At 47.6% G+C, this 16,788-nt stretch carries 14 protein-coding genes and 2 pseudogenes; 8 read left to right on the top strand and 8 right to left on the bottom strand.

The features are described from left to right. Nucleotides 1-204: 204 nt before the first annotated feature. On the bottom strand, nucleotides 205-2,412 hold the full coding sequence (locus IX84_RS12485; protein ID WP_044220995.1) for a sodium-translocating pyrophosphatase: 2,208 nt from the start codon (nucleotides 2,410-2,412) through the stop codon (nucleotides 205-207). A 258-nt stretch (nucleotides 2,413-2,670) separates the two neighbouring features. On the opposite strand from IX84_RS12485, the gene IX84_RS12480 reads away from it, so the two are divergent. The 3 genes from IX84_RS12480 (at nucleotide 2,671) to IX84_RS12470 (ending at nucleotide 6,463) form a co-directional block, all read left to right on the top strand. Then, nucleotides 2,671-3,585 carry an ABC transporter substrate-binding protein gene (locus IX84_RS12480; RefSeq protein ID WP_044220991.1) on the top strand — a complete coding sequence of 305 codons (915 nt, stop codon included), beginning with the start codon at nucleotides 2,671-2,673 and terminating at the stop codon, nucleotides 3,583-3,585. A gap of 312 nt (nucleotides 3,586-3,897) precedes the next feature. Beyond that, a complete protein-coding gene (gene hemA, locus IX84_RS12475; RefSeq protein WP_044220988.1) occupies nucleotides 3,898-5,127 on the top strand; it encodes a glutamyl-tRNA reductase in 1,230 nt (409 codons plus the stop codon). A gap of 211 nt (nucleotides 5,128-5,338) precedes the next feature. Beyond that, the gene (locus tag IX84_RS12470) at nucleotides 5,339-6,463 is read left to right on the top strand and encodes an IS701 family transposase (protein WP_044215897.1); all 1,125 of its coding nucleotides are present in this window, start codon (nucleotides 5,339-5,341) and stop codon (nucleotides 6,461-6,463) included. On the opposite strand, the gene IX84_RS12465 is transcribed toward IX84_RS12470, so the two are convergent. From IX84_RS12465 to IX84_RS12460, 3 genes and pseudogenes are all read right to left on the bottom strand, one after another. Next, complete coding sequence (locus IX84_RS12465) at nucleotides 6,402-7,097, bottom strand: DUF6843 domain-containing protein (protein WP_044220985.1); 696 nt, start codon at nucleotides 7,095-7,097, stop codon at nucleotides 6,402-6,404. The two genes, IX84_RS12470 and IX84_RS12465, sit on opposite strands and share 62 nt — an antisense overlap. Nucleotides 7,098-7,329: 232 nt before the next feature. After that, nucleotides 7,330-7,548 (bottom strand): annotated as a pseudogene (locus tag IX84_RS34785) (DUF4172 domain-containing protein); the annotation flags it as partial. A 324-nt stretch (nucleotides 7,549-7,872) separates the two neighbouring features. Continuing rightward, complete coding sequence (locus IX84_RS12460; RefSeq protein ID WP_044220982.1) at nucleotides 7,873-8,226, bottom strand: Fic family protein; 354 nt, start codon at nucleotides 8,224-8,226, stop codon at nucleotides 7,873-7,875. Nucleotides 8,227-8,885: 659 nt separating this feature from the next. Between IX84_RS12460 and IX84_RS34570 the strand changes: the two are divergent. From IX84_RS34570 to IX84_RS12440, 4 genes and pseudogenes are all read left to right on the top strand, one after another. Next, nucleotides 8,886-9,301: pseudogene (locus IX84_RS34570) on the top strand (element excision factor XisH family protein). A gap of 428 nt (nucleotides 9,302-9,729) precedes the next feature. Next, on the top strand, nucleotides 9,730-10,722 hold the full coding sequence (locus IX84_RS12450; RefSeq protein ID WP_152604899.1) for a transposase: 993 nt from the start codon (nucleotides 9,730-9,732) through the stop codon (nucleotides 10,720-10,722). Between the two features lie 14 nt (nucleotides 10,723-10,736). Then, on the top strand, nucleotides 10,737-11,021 hold the full coding sequence (locus IX84_RS12445; protein ID WP_044220979.1) for a XisI protein: 285 nt from the start codon (nucleotides 10,737-10,739) through the stop codon (nucleotides 11,019-11,021). Nucleotides 11,022-11,163: 142 nt separating this feature from the next. Continuing rightward, nucleotides 11,164-11,691 (top strand): hypothetical protein, encoded by a 528-nt coding sequence (locus tag IX84_RS12440; RefSeq protein WP_044220977.1) that lies wholly within the window; start codon nucleotides 11,164-11,166, stop codon nucleotides 11,689-11,691. A 379-nt stretch (nucleotides 11,692-12,070) separates the two neighbouring features. Here IX84_RS12440 and IX84_RS12435 read toward each other — a convergent pair whose 3' ends face one another. From IX84_RS12435 to IX84_RS12420, 4 genes are all read right to left on the bottom strand, one after another. Next, entirely contained in the window at nucleotides 12,071-12,304 is a 234-nt protein-coding gene (locus IX84_RS12435) for a hypothetical protein (protein WP_152605028.1), read from the bottom strand. 329 nt (nucleotides 12,305-12,633) lie between these two features. Next, nucleotides 12,634-12,954, bottom strand: coding sequence for a type II toxin-antitoxin system RelE/ParE family toxin (locus tag IX84_RS12430; RefSeq protein ID WP_044220972.1), 321 nt, complete (start codon nucleotides 12,952-12,954; stop codon nucleotides 12,634-12,636). After that, complete coding sequence (locus tag IX84_RS12425) at nucleotides 12,933-13,208, bottom strand: hypothetical protein (RefSeq protein ID WP_044220969.1); 276 nt, start codon at nucleotides 13,206-13,208, stop codon at nucleotides 12,933-12,935. Before IX84_RS12425 ends, IX84_RS12430 begins: the two co-directional genes overlap by 22 nt. Before the next feature lie 277 nt (nucleotides 13,209-13,485). Next, nucleotides 13,486-16,035 carry a hypothetical protein gene (locus IX84_RS12420; protein ID WP_152605027.1) on the bottom strand — a complete coding sequence of 850 codons (2,550 nt, stop codon included), beginning with the start codon at nucleotides 16,033-16,035 and terminating at the stop codon, nucleotides 13,486-13,488. Between the two features lie 112 nt (nucleotides 16,036-16,147). On the opposite strand from IX84_RS12420, the gene IX84_RS12415 reads away from it, so the two are divergent. Next, nucleotides 16,148-16,788: transposase family protein (locus tag IX84_RS12415; RefSeq protein WP_044220961.1), on the top strand; the 641-nt coding region annotated here is incomplete at its 3' end.

Here is a 16,788-nt window from a genome sequence, read left to right as displayed (position 1 = left end):
CAACGAATAAATATACTTCATTCAACAAGAAAAGGGAATAATCGTACCTGCACGGGTGTTGCTTTAACGGTATGGTAACAAATCCAGTGCCAAATTATCGAAAAGGTAACGATAAAACCAGAAAAGAAGTTGTGCCAGCCCCAAACAGAACAGCCCCGGTAGCGTCATTCTACCGGGGCTGTTACAATTATTCCTTCGCTGAGATTACAGCAGTGGCGCAATTACCAGTGCGACCACAGACATCAGCTTCAGCAGAATGTTCAGTGATGGGCCGGAAGTATCCTTGAACGGGTCACCCACGGTATCACCAACAACGGTTGCTTTGTGGGGGTCAGAACCCTTGTAGTACATTTCGCCGTTGATATCCACCCCTTCTTCAAACATTTTCTTGGCGTTGTCCCATGCACCGCCAGCGTTAGACTGGAAGATGGCCATGAGTACACCGGTTACGGTAACACCTGCGAGGAGGCCGCCAAGCATTTCTGCACCCAGTTGGCTACCCAGGCCTACCAGGCCAGGCGTCAGGCCAACCACGACCGGTGCCAGTACGGCCAGCAGGCCAGGGCGCACCATCTCGCGGATAGAAGCCGCAGTGGAGATTTCCACACACTTGCCATATTCGGCCTTGCCGTCGGCTGCTTCGAAGGTCTTCTGATCGGCATCGCTCCAGTCAGCGAAGTCTTTGCCGTCGTTTTTGCGCATTACGTCAAGCGCTGCAGTCAGCTCAGGGATAGACTTGAACTGACGGCGCACCTCCTGAATCATATCCATTGCCGCACGGCCCACTGCACCCATAGAGAGGGCAGAGAACAGGAAAGGCAACATACCGCCCACAAACAGGGCCGCCATGACATAAGGGCTGGTGATGTTGATGCTGGTTAGTCTTGCATCCGGGTGACTGAGGTTGTACGCAGTGATGAAGGCAGCAAAGAGTGCCAGGGCAGTAAGTGCCGCAGAACCGATTGCGAAACCTTTACCAATTGCAGCCGTAGTGTTACCTACTGCATCAAGCTTATCTGTACGCTCGCGCACTTCTTTTGGCAGCTCCGCCATTTCAGCGATACCGCCGGCGTTGTCGGAAATCGGGCCATAAGCATCTACCGCCAGCTGAATGCCGGTATTGGAAAGCATACCTACTGCAGCAATTGCGATACCATACAGGCCAGCAAAAGAGTAAGAACCTACGATAGCAACTGCCAGGATCAGAATAGGGATAGCCGTTGACTGCATACCCACACCAAGACCAGCGATGATGTTAGTCGCCGCACCCGTCAGAGACTGGTCCACGATGCTCTTTACCGGCTTGGTACCGGTACCCGTGTAGTATTCCGTAATCATACCGATGAGCAAACCGCCGGCAAGACCGAAGATCACCGCCCAGAATACCCCCATAGAGGTGTAAGTGGTGCCTTCGAAAGTCCATTCTGCAGGCAGCATAAAGTTAACGATGGCGAAAGTAGCCGCCAGCATCACACCGGCAGACAGAAATTCCCCACGGTTCAGGGCTTTCTGAGGGTCACCGCCTTCTTTTACCTTCACAAAGAAAGTACCCAGGATAGAGGTCACGATGCCCACACTTGCGAGTACCAGTGGCAGAAGCACGGCATTGAGCCCTCCAAAGTCATTTGAATTTTCAAAACCGGTCAAACCGATGAACGCAGCACCCAGTACCATCGTACCGATGATAGAGCCCACGTAAGACTCAAAAAGGTCAGCGCCCATACCGGCTACGTCACCTACGTTGTCGCCTACGTTGTCGGCGATAGTTGCCGGGTTCAGAGGGTGGTCCTCAGGGATACCAGCCTCCACTTTACCCACAAGGTCGGCGCCCACGTCAGCAGCTTTGGTATAGATACCACCACCCACACGTGCGAAGAGGGCAATAGAGGACGCACCGAAGGAGAAGCCAGTGATCACGGTAATCACGCGGTTAACATCCCAGCCGATGCTGGAGTAGCCCAGGAAGAGCACACCGAGGCCGACCACACCAAGACCAACCACACCGAGGCCCATAACAGAGCCGCCAGCGAAGGCAATTTCGAGTGCTTTGCCCAGCCCCTGACGAGCAGCGTTGGTGGTGCGCACGTTGGCTTTAGTCGCCACACGCATGCCAATAAACCCTGCCAGTGCAGAGCAAATCGCGCCCAGTACGAAAGACAGAGCGATAAGGGGAGAGGAATCAGCAGTATTACCGCTGATGCCCAGTAGGATTGCCACGGCCAGTACGAAGATGGCCAATACGCGGTATTCCGCTTTGAGAAATGCCATAGCGCCATCCGCGATATTCACCGCGATACGGCCCATGCGTTCTGTTCCAACTTCCTGCTTAGACACCCAGGCAGAGCGCCAGAAGGTGTACAACAGGGCGAGTACACCAAAGACGGGTACTAAATAAGTGATCGTTTGACCCATACCATTTTTTGTTTAAAGTTATAGTTGTTTCCGAGGAACCATCGGTCCCCCTTTGTTTTAGGTTCTGCTAATCGCTTATGATTTAGCGGGGCAAAGCTAACGCAAATTTGTTTTTTGTCCAACTGTTACAGGAGGAGTTGTGAATGACCTTATATAACAAGGTGTAATTTGGTGGAAGCCCCTCAAACCTATTCGTTCGCTATTTTGTAGAATATATCCTAAAATCATTAAACAGACACCTTGCTACTATGACACCTAATTAGTATAGCACTCGACTGGACCCCCAACACCAATCATACCGGCTTCTTTGTGGCGCAGGAGCTGGGCTACTATGAAAACGCCGGGCTACAGGTCCAAATTATTGACCCTTCTGCAGATCAATACGCCACTACCCCGACCAAGAAGCTGGAACTCGGACAGGTAGACTTTGCCATCGCCCCAACGGAGAGCGCCATCAGCCTGAATACTAAATCCAGGAAGGCGGAGGCCAAAGCCGTGGCTGCCATCCTGCAGGAAGATGCGAGCGCCATCGCGGTACTGGCTTCCAGTGACATCAACCGCCCCGCTGCGTTGGATGGCAGAAGCTATGCCTCCTATGGTGCCCGGTACGAAGACAAAATCGTGCAACAAATGGTGCGCAACGACGGCGGCAGGGGCGAAATCTACCTCAGCTATCCCGACAAGCTCGGCATTTGGAATACCTTGCTTGAGAACAAAGCAGATGCCACCTGGATATTCCAAAACTGGGAAGGAGTGGAAGCCGAAACACAGGGCATTGAGCTGCGTTGTTTTGAACTTGGCAATTACGGCATACCTTATGGCTATTCACCGGTGCTTCTGGCGTTGGCAGACCAAATTGAAAGTCGCCGGGAAGCCTACCAAGCCTTCTTACAAGCCACCAAAGCCGGCTACCTCCACGCCCTGGAAAACCCCGAATCAGCGGCCCGTATGCTGGGGGCTTTTGTAACCGCACACGACCGGGAGCGCATTGACCTGGTAAAAGCCCAGAAACGCACCAACCCCTACTACGGAACTGCCCAAACGTGGGGGCAAATGGATGCAGCGCGCGTCTCCAGGTTTGTAACGTGGCTGAAGGCAAACAATATCGAATCCACTTTGGAAGCTATTGAGCAAATATTCACCAACGAACTCCTTTCAGGATCAGGAACTTAGTTCAACAAAAAAATTTGTGCAACTTTATGACCGAAGCCTGACAACGGTTCGAGCCTACACTTCGTATTTATACTTGACTATTGCGACAAAAACGCTGAAACAGAGGCATAGCAGGGCTTTACCAAGCTGTGGCCTTTCAGAAAACCAACATTTCTTTTGTCATTTTTTCGTAAGGAGATATAAGATATTGATAAATGTCATGACAAGAAATACGGTCGATAAATAGTTTTGTTGAACCTTGTTGCAGTTTTGTGACATTGATGCAACGAGCGAAAATTACTTTTGTAACCGAACACTGAATTTAAGGGCTTTATGCTGGCGAAGTACAATATACTTACGGTAACACACAAATGCACTAACCTCAAGGATATAGGCGATTTTGTGATCAAGGTGGACGATCAGGAGGCACTGAAGCAGCAACTGCAGCAGCTTAAGGCGCAGTTTCAAATTGATGAGCTGTTCTACCTGCCCACCTGCAACCGGGTCATGTACTTCTTCACCACCAATCATCAGGTGGACGAGCGCTTCATCGCGCGTTTCTTTCAGCGTATTAACCCTGACATGCCGATCGAGCTTGTGGACGAGCTTGATGATATCGTTTACCACTATCAGGGAGAAGAAGCCCTCAGGCACTTTTTTGATGTTTCCGCTTCCATCGACTCCCTCGTGATCGGTGAGCGCCAAATCCTCCGTCAAATCCGCGAAGCTTACGAGCTCTGCCACAGCTGGGGCACTACCGGAGAGTACATCCGCCTCGTTTTTCAGCAGGCCGTAGTGGCAGCCAAAGCCGTTTACAACCGTACCCGGATTGGCGATAAGCCGGTTTCCGTGGTTTCTCTGGCTTTTCAGCAAATGCTCAAAGCGCACGTCCACAAAGAAGACCGCGTGCTGCTCGTGGGTGCCGGACAGACCAATCAGCTCGTCGGCAAATTCCTGAGCAAGTACGAGTTTTCCAACATCACTGTTTTCAACCGCAGCCTCGACAAAGCTGAGCAGTTGGCCAAAACCCTAAACGGCCGGGCGCTGCCGCTAAGCGACCTGTCTGACTATCAGGAAGGCTTCGATTGCCTGATCGTATGCACCGGGGCTACGGAGCCGATCATTACAGCCCCGCTTTACGAAAAGCTGCTGCAGGGCGACACCGAACGCAAAGTTGTCATCGACCTTTCCATCCCCAACAACGTAGCCGAAGCCGCTGTCGAGCAATTCGATTTCGAGTACATCGAAGTCGAAGGGCTGCGCAATCTCGCCAAGCAAAACCTCGCTTTCCGCGAACGCGAAGTGGAACGCGCCCACAAAGTCCTCAACGAGTACATACAGCAAATGCCTGCCCTCATCAAGCAGCGTCAGATCGAACTGGCCATGCGGCAGGTCCCCATCGAAATCAAGGCCGTCAGGGAGCGCGCCATAAACGAAGTCTTCCACAAGGAGGTCGCCACCCTCGACGATCAGACCAAAGCGCTGATGGAAAAGATGCTGGCTTACATGGAAAAGAAGTGCATTGGCATTCCGATGAAGGCGGCGCGGGAGGCGGTGCTGTAGGGCGTTGAAGTGATGGGTTTTGTGGTGTGATCTTTAGTGCTACTATTCGATTGGTTTCTTGAAAAGCCCCAGCATAATGCATCTGTTTTTAATGATCCCAATCTTCAAACCTCTCAATTGTTAGCTTATAACTGACCTTTCGCACGCGAAATATTTGGAAAATTGATTAATAATGTCAGGGCAGTTATCTTGCAGCTCAAAGGAGCGAAAGATGAAAGACCCAAAGTTACTAGACTTGTATTCGGACTACCTGCTGGCATCGTTTCGCATGGCGACAGCCACCGGCTTGTCCGAGCTGACCGATCAGGCACTGAGCCATGACAAGATCAGCCGTTTTTTAGGGCAGGAAGCCTTCACGGCAAAGGACTATTGGCGTTGCATAAAGCCTTTGGTACGTAAAGTGGAGCACCCGGACGCGGTCATCAAGATAGATGACACGATCGAGGAGAAGCCGCACTCTACGGAGAATGAAGTGGTCACTTGGCACTGGGACCACTCCAAGAAGCCGAAAGCGGGGCACACCAAAGGGATCAACATCCTGAATTTCCTTTACCAGAGCCCACAGGGCATAGAGCTGCCTGTTGCTTTTGAGATCGTGCGCAAGTCGCAAGAATACGTGGATACCAAAAGCGGGCAGGTAAAGAAGCGCAGCCCCCGCAGCAAGAACGAGATGCTGCGCGACCAGCTTTTTGCACTTGTCAAATACAACCGCGTGCCCTTCCGCTATGTGGTCTGGGACACTTGGTTTGCTGCCAAGGAGAACTTTGAGTTCGTGCACTATGAGCTGGGCAAGCATTTTATCAGTGCCTTAAAGAGCAACCGCAAGGCTGCCCTTACCATGGAAGACAAACTGGAAGGCAAGTTCCACCGAGTCGACGGGCTAGAACTGCAAGCAGGCCAGGCCATTACTGTTTACCTTAAAGGGCTGGACTTCCAAGTCCAGCTGGTCAAACAGGTCTTTATAAACCAAGACGGCTCAACTGGAGACTTGTACCTGGTCACCAACGATCTGGAGCTAAGCGGCCCAGCTATCTGCACAACCTACGGGACACGCTGGGGAGTGGAGGTATTCCACAAATCGCTCAAACAAAACGTGGGGCTGGAAAAGTCCCCCACCAAGCACGAGACATCCCAGTGCAACCATGTTTTTGCTGCCATGATTGCCTGGACTAAACTCGAACTGCTGTCTGCAAAAGAGCAGACCAACCACTTTGCCCTAAAAACCAAAATTTATGTCAATGCCCTCAGGGCGGCTTTTCAAGAGGTGCAAAGGCTCAAAGCCTATGTCCCTGCAATTGGGCCGCCAAACGGGCTAGCCACCCCTCTTTTGGGGTAAGGCTTTGATTAACTTGTTCATGCGAGTGCTTTTTCAGTGCCATGCACTGAGTGGGATTGCTGTGCCAAGCACCCTGAATACTGCTAATTTTTTCAATTATCATAACCTTTCGCGTGCGAAAGGTCAGCTTATAATCTCTTTTGTTGACGTTTTTCAAGCTATCTACTATATAGGTGGTTGATCTAAGCTTTTCTCCTTCTTTACCAAACCCGAACCAGTCTCTACCTATACGATACCCAAATACTACTACCGTATTAGAGTCAAGGTTTAAAGTGCTATCTGCCCTTGCAAACACATATTGCTTTAGCTCTAGTAAGGTATCTGGTTTTTGGTAATAGAAATTCAAATCCTTCCTTGCATCTATCGTGCCGCTATTGGATTTAAATTTGGTTCGCAGCACTCCGGATTTTGGAATCCTGTAAACCCTTGCATTTTCATCATATTCTCTTGCCCTGCCCTCGCTCTGATTAAAAAATATATATACTTTCCCCGTGTAGCCATCCGGCAAAAAATGTGTTTCAGGAGCCATTCTGTTACAGCCCCCTCCAAACGCAAGGATTGCCCATAAAATATAAGCTCCGTACAGAAGAACCATAATGAATAGGGCTGAGATTATTATACTGCGTATTTTCATGTAAAACTTGCCATGCTTTTAAAATTGTGAGTTCCTGAAATTAGGGGCTTGGCTTTAGTGCTACTATTCGATTGGTTTCAGTAAATAATTTGTGCTCCTCCCCCCTGCATGATCTTTAACCAAGATTCCTTTTTTCAACAAATCCTGAATATCCCTTAATGCCGTATCAGAAGAGCATTTTGCGATTTTAGCCCATTTCTTCGTCGTCAGGTTTCCAAAAAAATCATCTATAGTTCAAGTATTCCCCTTCTATCTCTGTTGATTTCACAACTTCTAAGGTGAGTGATTCCAGGGTCGCCTCATTTTGAAGGTCAAACCCTAAACTTTCCATCTTGCCGATTAACCGGCCTTGCGCGTTTCTCACTTTGCCCAACAGGGTGATTAAGCGTTAATTATTCCAGATAAAATTCGGCCAGTTTGGTTGTTGATGGATGTAAGCGCCTCTATTCACCGCTATTTTTGCGGTAAATATACGCTTTATTCACCGCAAATGCTATAATCAAGTGGCCTTGCATACCCGATTATTGCTACACAACTGCTGATATCTGTATGTTGGCGCCCTTCACGATTCGTGTTTCTTCGTGTCATTATTGGCTTTACTGATTTTCAGGATTGCCGCAGCGCAAAGTGTCTGGTGAAGCTTAGCGAAGGTGGAACTGCTGGCGTTTTCACCTCGAACCTGATAGCTGGGGAATCCCATGCTGCCCTTAAGCTTTCAAATACAACGCAATGCTCGTACCAGCCTGCAGCTACGATGCCGCTATTGGTAGCAGGTCTACCCTTCCGCCCAACGCAAAACAGCCCCATCCTGATCTGGCTCTCCATAAGCGCTGGCGCTTTTTAGTTGTGTATGCATGCCCTCCCAGTCAACCGGCTCCAGCCAGTGGCTAAAGGCAGATGCCCGTTCCATCATCCTTACGAATACGCTGGCATCTCTTTGCCTCGTCAATCTTCGTAAAGCCAGCATATAATCGTCACGATAAACAGTAGGGATGATGATTTTGGAGCTTCCTCCATGGACTAATTCCGCATTCATCATTATCCTGGCAATACGTCCGTTGCCATCATCAAAGGGGTGCACTTCACTGACCAGAAACATCATGTAAATGGCCCGGGCAATAGGGTTCATATCAAATGTTTGCGCATAAAATAACTGACCTCTTTAAAATTGTTAAATTATTGCGCACAAAACAAGTTAAGAGGCAAATTATTGCGCGTAAATATCTTTTATTGTTGATCGCCTCAAGGCATAGACTGATCGCCACGGGATTGAACCCCGGTATATACAGCCGGGTAAACTTAGCTTCCCCCCAATATTAAACCAGTGAAGCCGAATATTTAGTTGGAGTGAAAAAAGTTTTTTTTTCCCGAAGAAGACCTCGGCAGGCTTCTTCCGCAAGCTTATGTCAGAACGGCAGACAGCGAAGGTTATGTGCAAGTGCATGGCATGAAACTGGTGTGGTAGCCTGTTTTCAAGAATCGACAGCGTTTCAGTCTTTCACTGCCTGATGCTTGCGGTGAGTGAATTTGGTTATCCTCCTTCGCATCCGAGAATAGTAGGCGTATCGCAAAAGATTGAGTGTCCTCTTCCCGCCCTGATAGCTAGCGCGTAGACGCAGTCTACTTGCAGCGTTGGGCTTGGTTTTGGGTTTCATGCTACGGGCAGCGGGGGGGGGATGCACGCACAGCCTACCTAACCGGGTCGCAGTTGTTTTTTATGTGATACTGCTATGACGTAGGCGTAGCTTGCGCCTAACCGGATTATCTTTACTGTGTAAAAGATAGGATATGTCAACAAGAGATAAATATCATGACGTTGTAAAGCAGGCGTTAGAAAAGGAAGGCTGGACCATCACCGATGATCCATATTCTTTCAGCTACGGAAAAGTTGACTTCAGGATAGACCTTGGACAGAAAAGCTAATAGCAGCGCAGAAGGACAACCACAAGATAGCGGTAGAAATAAAGAGCTTCATCAAACCTTCACCAGTACAGGACATGCACGAGGCTGTTGGGCAGTATGAAATGTATTCATTGGCTCTTGACTTTGATGACCCTAATCGCGAACTTTACTTGGCAATACCCAAACGGACTTACGATGGCTTTTTTCAACGGCCATTCATCAAAGAAATTGTCACAAGGAAAAAAATAAAGCTATTGGTTTATCAAATTGGAGCCATAAAAATATCAGCATGGATAAAGTAACAAGATACCAGGAAGCAATACTAAAAGTGTTAAATGAATATGCTAAAATCAAACCAGCGATTCCCGCTTTGGCACACAACCCACTGATAAAGAATAAGGTGTACCTTTGAGGAAAAAAGAGAATGAAAAAGCCAAGCGGCACCAGCTATGACAGCCTATATGGCTTATGCAGAGCGTTTTACAGTGGAGTGCCTGACCCGCGTGCGCCGAATGCGTCCATCAAATTGCCCGATTATTTTCTGAGCGCCATGGCGATGTTCCAGTTGAAGTACCCTTCCTTATTGGCCTTTGACAAAGGGCGGACAAAGAAGGAAGAGGTTAACCTTCGGCAGCTGTTTGGCATAAACAAGGTGCCATCAGACACCAGTATGCGCCAAACGCTGGATGAAATCCCCCCTTCTCAGCTTCAGCCTTTATTCGGGCAGGTATTGGGCGAAGTTGAGAAGAGCGGCAAACTAAAGCAGTACGAGCTCTTGGGCGGGCACCTCCTGGCCCCGATGGACGGGGTAGAGTTTTTTTCGTCTAGCCAGGTAAGCTGCGAGTACTGCCAGCAAAAGAGAAGCCGCGGCAAGGACAAGGCAGTCCGCTACTCCCATGCTATGTTGGGTGCTGTGATTGTAAAGCCGGGTGCTGGGGAAGTCCTGCCATTGGACTGCGAGCCGATAAACAAGCAAGACGGGCAAAAGAAGAACGACCATGAACTGGTAGCGGCCAATCGGCTGTGGGGCCGCTTGTGGGAACGCCACCCAAACTGGAAGTTCTTGCATGGGGGGGATGCCCTGTTTGCAAATGGCCCGATGATCAGGGAAATCACACAAGCGGGGCACAGCTATATTTTGAGCGTCAAGCCTGATAGCCATGAAATGCTTTTCGCCCACTATGGCCACCCTGGAAATAAGCATGCTTATCAGCACCATTACCAAAAAGTGGGCGATGAAGAATGGCATCTTTCCTGGTGTGATAATTTGCCACTGAATAACAGCGCGGCAGATGTGCGCACGAATTTTTTAATTTTAAAAGTCACGGGCAAAAAAGGCAAAACCGCTACTTTTACTTGGGTTACAAATATTAAAATTAACAAAAGAAATGTAGTGCTTCTTGCCCGATGCGGCCGCGGCCGGTGGAAAATCGAAAACGAAACGTTCAACACGCTGAAAAATCAGGGCTACAATTTTGAGCACAACTATGGGCATGGGAAAAAACATCTATCAAATTTGCTAGCGACTTTGATGATGCTCGTTTTCCTCATTGACCAAATCCAGCAATTGGCCAGCAAGGTTTTCAAAAAGGTATTGTCTGCGGTAAAAACTAAAACCCGTCTTTGGGATGAATTCAGGGCTGTTTTCCGTTTTCTGGGGCTCAACTCATTTAAACACCTGCTCATGGCTTTAGCTTCAAATCATTCAGCTTCAGGGCCTTAGATGCCAAAGCGGGAATCGCTGAAATCAAACCTTCAAATATTAAAAATATTGAAAATCAGGTAATTGCTGATAAAGCTAACAACCACTATCAGCTCATGCGTGTAGGATGGGAAAAAAACGAGTTCGTCCATGACTGCGTTATGCATTTTGATATAAAAGAAGAAAAGGTATGGATTCAGTGCAACTGGACAGATATTGACGTTGCTGAAGAACTAATGAGCTATGGGGTAGCTCGCCTTGATATCGTTCTTGGCTTTATTCCAGAAAATGAGAGAGCGTTAACCGGTTATGCAGCATAGTATTATAGGGATTGCCGAGGTTGTAGTAGAGCCCCCATGCTGCCCGTAGCTTGCCACCCCAAACGTAACGCTCGCCCAGGTGGTTTGTCAAGGCTCAAATCTGAGAATTTTAAAGAAAACCTGTTATCTTATCCTCAAAAACATGGGTGCATTTCTCTCTATAGGGCTAGTCAATGAAGTCAGCGTTAGTTGTGATACAATGGCAATCGAAGAAGTGAAAGTTCCACTCGCCGAACACGGTATCCATCTAAACATCTATGAAGGCAAAATCAAGGAAAGCAGCTGGGAAGGCAAGCTACGTCCAGATATTCTGGAAAAAGAACTGCTGCCTTTTCTTCGAGCGTTGTATGATTCTATGGGTACATTCACTAAGTTTGGCGATGCAGAAGACATCATAGCTCTGCTGGAAAAAACGCCTGCTAAGGAAAGATACAAGCGATTGTTAGCAGCAAATTTTTCCAGTTTCTCTGATATAGGACTTTCACAAATAATTCGTCTGCCAATCCATCAGCGGCATGTCGGCGTACGCTATTATAGCATCAGGCTTCATTCAGCAGGAAAAATATTGATGGAAGAGGACGGTGGCATGTTTGATATTTTCACCATCGCCCTGCAAAAGCAGTTTAAGGAATTTGAGTTATCTAAAGCTATCATGGTCGATATTCTTTAATACCCTCCGCTACCCGTAGCTACCTGCTCCAACCAAACAAAACGCTCGTCGTTGCTTGCGGCTGCGACGCCCTATTGACCTAAACTGCCATTTAGCAGGTTGCGCCTGCTGGAAATCCCCAAGCGTCAGACAGGACACCTGCGACCTTGCTTTTGATTGTGGTGGCTGGTGGCTTGGATTTGGGGTGTCAGGCTATGGGCAGTGGAGGAGGATGCAGACACAGTCTACCTAACCGGGTTGCAGTTATTTTTTGTGATACTGCTATGACGTAGGCTCAGCCTACGCCGAACCGGGACATTGTCTTGCAGGTAATCAAGAATGTCATTGATATCTTTCTTAGCTGCCTCAGTGACAATTATTTGGTACGTTTCAGCCATTCCTACGATTCCTTTTCAAGTTCTTCCAATGTGATGTACTCGCCTCTCGCGACTTGCTCTATGGCGTCATCAGCTTGCTGCTCTAAGGTTGACGCGGTAATCGGTGTGCCATCTAGCTCACCACCTACAACAGGGTCATCTTCCCGCCGCTTTTGGTAAGTCTCCAGCATGGCGTGAATCGCCTCTAGCGGCGCAGGGTCAACCTCGCCAATTATCTGATGAACCTTGCCTCTCATCTCCACAGTACTCATAATCATTCGTTTAGGACTATGAATATAACATTTCCTGCTTAGCAAACAAAAAGAGGAAAAATCGGAAAGCTTCGATTCTTATAAGTCAAAGATTTAAAGGTTTCTACTTGGAGTGAGAAAGAAATAGAAGCGATGCAGGCAAACAGCAAAAAAATGAATACATGGCAAGTTCCCCAATGGTAGGATGTTTTCATCGGTGCTACGGCATTTATTCACGGATTGCCTGTACTTACTCATAATACGAAACATTTCGACCGAATTGATGGCTTGTCAGTTCTTTAAGTTGAAGAGCACAGCATACGCCAAACAGAGGGTTACGGTAAATTCTCTAAGCTAGAAGGGCTCATTTTTTGGTTATCAACACGGATAACTACAACAATTAGCTGTTTTTCTTCGATAGTGAAAATGATCCGATATGACCATTTCAATACCCTTCGGTATACGATGCTGCTGGAATGACCTTTTAATAGCCCGTTTGCTTCCGGTGATTGCGATAGTCTGGCAATTGCTGCCTCCAAGCCTTCTTTCACGTGTTCTGCTGTCTCAAGAGAAACGTGATCATGAAGATAATCATAGATGTCACGTAAATTCTGCTGGGCTCCGCTGGAGAGTACTATTTGGTACGTTGGTTCCATTGCGCAGATTCTTTTTGGAAGTCCTCAAAGGTAGCGAACTCCCCACGAAGGACAGCGGCAACTTCTTCTTCAAGAATAGCCGTCAGCTCAGAAGCAGACCTAGGCGTTCCAGTCACTACGTCATAACTCGCAACAGAGTCATCTTCCTGCCGCTTTTGGTAGGTTTCCAGCATAGCGTGGATCGCCTCTAGCAGCGTATTATCAACTTCGTCGATCATCTGATGAACCTTATCTCTCATCTCTACCGTACTCATAAGCATTCGTTTAAGTCCATAAATATAACGTTTCCCAGTGCAAATGATTCATTTCAAAGTATGATTTGTTTTTCCGCTACCCATAGCTTACCCCCAAGCGCAACGCTCGTCATAGCTTGTGCATACTGACGCTTCGGTGTATGCTGGAGAACGAACTGCGTTGTCAGCTTCCGAGAACCGATAGCGTCCGTACGCCTTGCAGCGGCATGGCTGCTAACCTACCGACAGCGGGGGAAAAGAAATACTCCAATGATTCCCGAATTCTAATTGGTCACCTTTAGTCCGATTTGTCAATTGAGTACCCGACTTTGACATAAAAATAACCTCCTATTGTACGGTATTGCTCTACTCTTATCTCATTGTCTGAAAAATCTGCTAAAGCGTAGCTGTTGCCATTGAAATTGAGCAGGTCAAATACGCCCATCTCCGTTTTGAGTTTAGAGGTAGGTGCCCACTGTATATTAAATGAAAGTATATTCTGCGGGTTGAAATTTCTCAGGCTATCGTACCTCCCTGACATTTCAAAATACCACTTTGCAATTTTGTAGGATATATCTACCCTTGGGACGATACGGAATGCCGAGTAGGCCAATGTGGAGCCTTGAAAGGCCTGCCTGGTGTAGCTCAACTCGAAGTGCGTACTAGTCGAAAACCTTTGTCGTACCGGAAAAAACTGATAGCCCGGCTGCACTTGATACAGCGTGGTTGTGCTTGCCCGGGGCAGCCCATCTGCATTCAGGGTTTTGCCTTTGATTTGCATGCCTGTTCCTCTGATGGTCATTCTGTTTTTATTCGCACACCGAAAGGACCCTGCAAATATGAACCCTGCTCGGGTATTGCCTTCAATCATCCGTCCTGATTGCACCTGATAGCCCTCCAAGTATAAGGGGTAGCCATATATTACGCTATCTGTGCTCGAATAGAAAATATTGACGAAGGCAAAGGCAGGAATACTCGGGCGTAAATATTTGATGTTAACATTGAGGCTGCTCATCGCTATATCCGGGAAGGTACGCACCGGGTCGAATTCGTAGTTCCGATTATCCTGTACTAAAGGTACGCGCCTTCTTTGTAGTGGCGAGATATAATCTTCGCGATACTGGTACCTTAGTTCTGCTTGCACATTTTGGGAGAGCTCATACTGCAACGACACCTGTACATAAGGTGCATTATTTTGTCGGATATCCTCGTCGATTACGGTAGTGCTCCCATAGGAAAAGGCATTTTTTGACTTTAGCAGAACAGAAGACTTGAAGGCATCTCTATTGAATGAAGCTTTTAGGAAAGGGGAGTACTCAAATATTTTCTTTTCGTAAAGCAAATTAAAACGATTCGATTCAACAGGGCTTTCGGATTGGTTGACAACACTAGCCCACACAAGGTTGCTGCCAACTGCCAATTCAAGGTTTTTCATTGCTTTTTTAAAGCTGAAAGCATTGAAGGCGCTCTTGGTTGTTACAGCTTGATCTGTCGAAAAGCTAAACTGTCCGCTAGCGAGCAGTTCAGCTGCCTCAAAAACATCGTAGCCGTCTAATATATCGTGGCTGGAGGACTCTCTGTCGAGGGTAGTGCTATTGTAAAAATCAAAGTAGTACCCATTCCCTAACGCGTAGATAAGGTTTGCGCTCACATAGCCCACAGTATTGGCTTGCTTGGATTGGTAAGAATGGGTTTGCTGCGCTCCCTGAAAGAAAGAGCTTCCTGCCGATTCATTGCTCAATATGGCTAAGTTTACTCCTGCGAATAACTTGAGAGAAAGTCTGTCTCTATCAAATTGATGGGACCCCCTCACTAAGGCGTCTTGTTTTCTGCGATTGCTCAGCTCTTCCGACCCACCAATTGGCGCATTGTCAAAAACGGAAAAGAAAATATGCTCTTTCTCCACTGTTTTATCAGATCCCAGGTAGCGTACAAAAATATTAGTCGTAGAAGCATCATTTTTCCGGTTCAAACTTAACTGAAAAAGCGATTCCTCTTTATCAGAAAAAACAGGAGGCGAAAAGGTTCCAAGGTCTAAATCGATGGATTCGGAGCGATTATATTTCCGCTTCAGGACTATGTAGTCGAAGTCCTGAGCTCTAAGGAAGTCTTGTTCTGATAAAACCGGATTTGCCCAATTGTTAAATCTCGCTGTGACAACACTGCTCCATTCACTTCCAGGCTGCAACTTTAGCCTATTGGCGTCCAATTCCACGCGCTTATCGTGCGTTAAGCCTCCGGCTATTTGGAACTTTTCCTTTCGGGGCTTATCCAGAATCAAATTTAGCATCAAGGGCGCCTCTTCCTTTTTTGCGTTTATCATTTCGGCAGTAAGCAGTTCATCAGGCCGAAATAGGTTATTCAATACTTCAAATTGGCTTTGGATGACGTTTTTGTCATTCAATAATATCTCATCCACTTTCCTGCCATTGAAGCTGATGCTCCCATTTTCACCTATCTCCAGGCCAGGTACAGCCCTTAGCAGAGATTTGACATCATTTTCATTGCCCGTCCGCAATACGCTCAGGTCAAAAGAAATAGTATCTCCCTTGAAAATCACGCCCGACCTGCGCGAGCTGACAACTACTTCTTCCAACTCAATTTTTTTTGCTGCTAGATTTATTGCAAGTTTATTTCCCTGCCATTCCGCCTTGTTCTTTTTTATTTTATGTATTCCATACGAGAGGTGACTAAAAAAAAACAGTAAACTGTCATACGTTCCTGCATCAAAGGAAAACATTCCCTTTTGATCAGTTATTTCAAAGAAAAGTAAATCACCGCCCTCCTCGGAATAAACCTCTACGCTTGCGTCAGCAACAGGTAAGCTGTCTTGTGAAAAAACGGTCACCAGAACTCGATTCTGAGCATATAATTGAGCGAAAGTACTACTTGCGGATAGTACCAGAAAGACAAATAAAATGGCTCTTCGCCATTAATAGTGGGTTTTGTATTTTTAGCAGATGAAAGACACCGAACTATTTGCAGCAGCCCTAGCGCTAAAGTCACCGTGGTATATCAAGAAAATTGACTTTCGAGATGCAGCACAAGGAGAAAAGGAGCTCCATATTGAAGTAGACCACCATAAGCGGGTCAAATTTGAGTACGAGGGCGAGCTGTGCCCTGTGCACGATCATCAATTGCGGAGTTGGCGGCATCTGCGTTTTTTCCAACATGACTGCTATCTGCACGCACGTGTGCCGCGGGTGAAGACGGAGTCAGGAGAGGTACGCCTGGTAGCTGTGCCCTGGGCTGAGCCGGGCAGCTCCTTTACCCTTTTGTTTGAGCTTGACGTTCTAAAGCTTATGGATAAAGGCATGAGCGCCTCTGCAGTTGGCCGCCACTACAGCTTTGATTCCCGTATAGCTAGCCGTATAGTGGGCCGCCATGTAAGCAACGCTTTGGCTACTCAGGAGCTAAGAGCGGTCAAGGACCTATCTGTCGATGAGACCTCACGAAAGAAAGGGCACAACTACCTGACCATCCTATGTGACCGGCAAGCTAAAAAGGTAGTAGGCGTATCTCTGGGCAAAGACCAAAAAGCTGTAGGCGAAGCACTTATCGATATGGAAGCTCGTGGCGCAGACAGAACCACAGTACGGTC

The organism is Phaeodactylibacter xiamenensis, from assembly GCF_000759025.1.
In the GTDB taxonomy this organism is placed as follows: Bacteria; Bacteroidota; Bacteroidia; order Chitinophagales; family Saprospiraceae; genus Phaeodactylibacter; species Phaeodactylibacter xiamenensis.
Note: the sequence above shows the minus strand (reverse complement) of the source record. Positions and strands in the feature narration are given on the sequence as shown.

Bases quoted from the DNA above. Each gene is read 5' to 3' on its own strand.
- IX84_RS12430 (WP_044220972.1), bottom strand. From the start codon at position 12,954: ATGGAACCAACGTACCAAATAGTACTCTCCAGCGGAGCCCAGCAGAAT.
- IX84_RS12465 (WP_044220985.1), bottom strand. From the start codon at position 7,097: ATGAAAATACGCAGTATAATAATCTCAGCCCTATTCATTATGGTTCTT.
- hemA (WP_044220988.1), top strand. From the start codon at position 3,898: ATGCTGGCGAAGTACAATATACTTACGGTAACACACAAATGCACTAAC.
- IX84_RS12460 (WP_044220982.1), bottom strand. From the start codon at position 8,226: ATGAACCCTATTGCCCGGGCCATTTACATGATGTTTCTGGTCAGTGAA.
- IX84_RS12485 (WP_044220995.1), bottom strand. From the start codon at position 2,412: ATGGGTCAAACGATCACTTATTTAGTACCCGTCTTTGGTGTACTCGCC.
- IX84_RS12425 (WP_044220969.1), bottom strand. From the start codon at position 13,208: ATGAGTACGGTAGAGATGAGAGATAAGGTTCATCAGATGATCGACGAA.
- IX84_RS12470 (WP_044215897.1), top strand. From the start codon at position 5,339: ATGAAAGACCCAAAGTTACTAGACTTGTATTCGGACTACCTGCTGGCA.
- IX84_RS12435 (WP_152605028.1), bottom strand. From the start codon at position 12,304: ATGAGAGGCAAGGTTCATCAGATAATTGGCGAGGTTGACCCTGCGCCG.
- IX84_RS12440 (WP_044220977.1), top strand. From the start codon at position 11,164: ATGGGTGCATTTCTCTCTATAGGGCTAGTCAATGAAGTCAGCGTTAGT.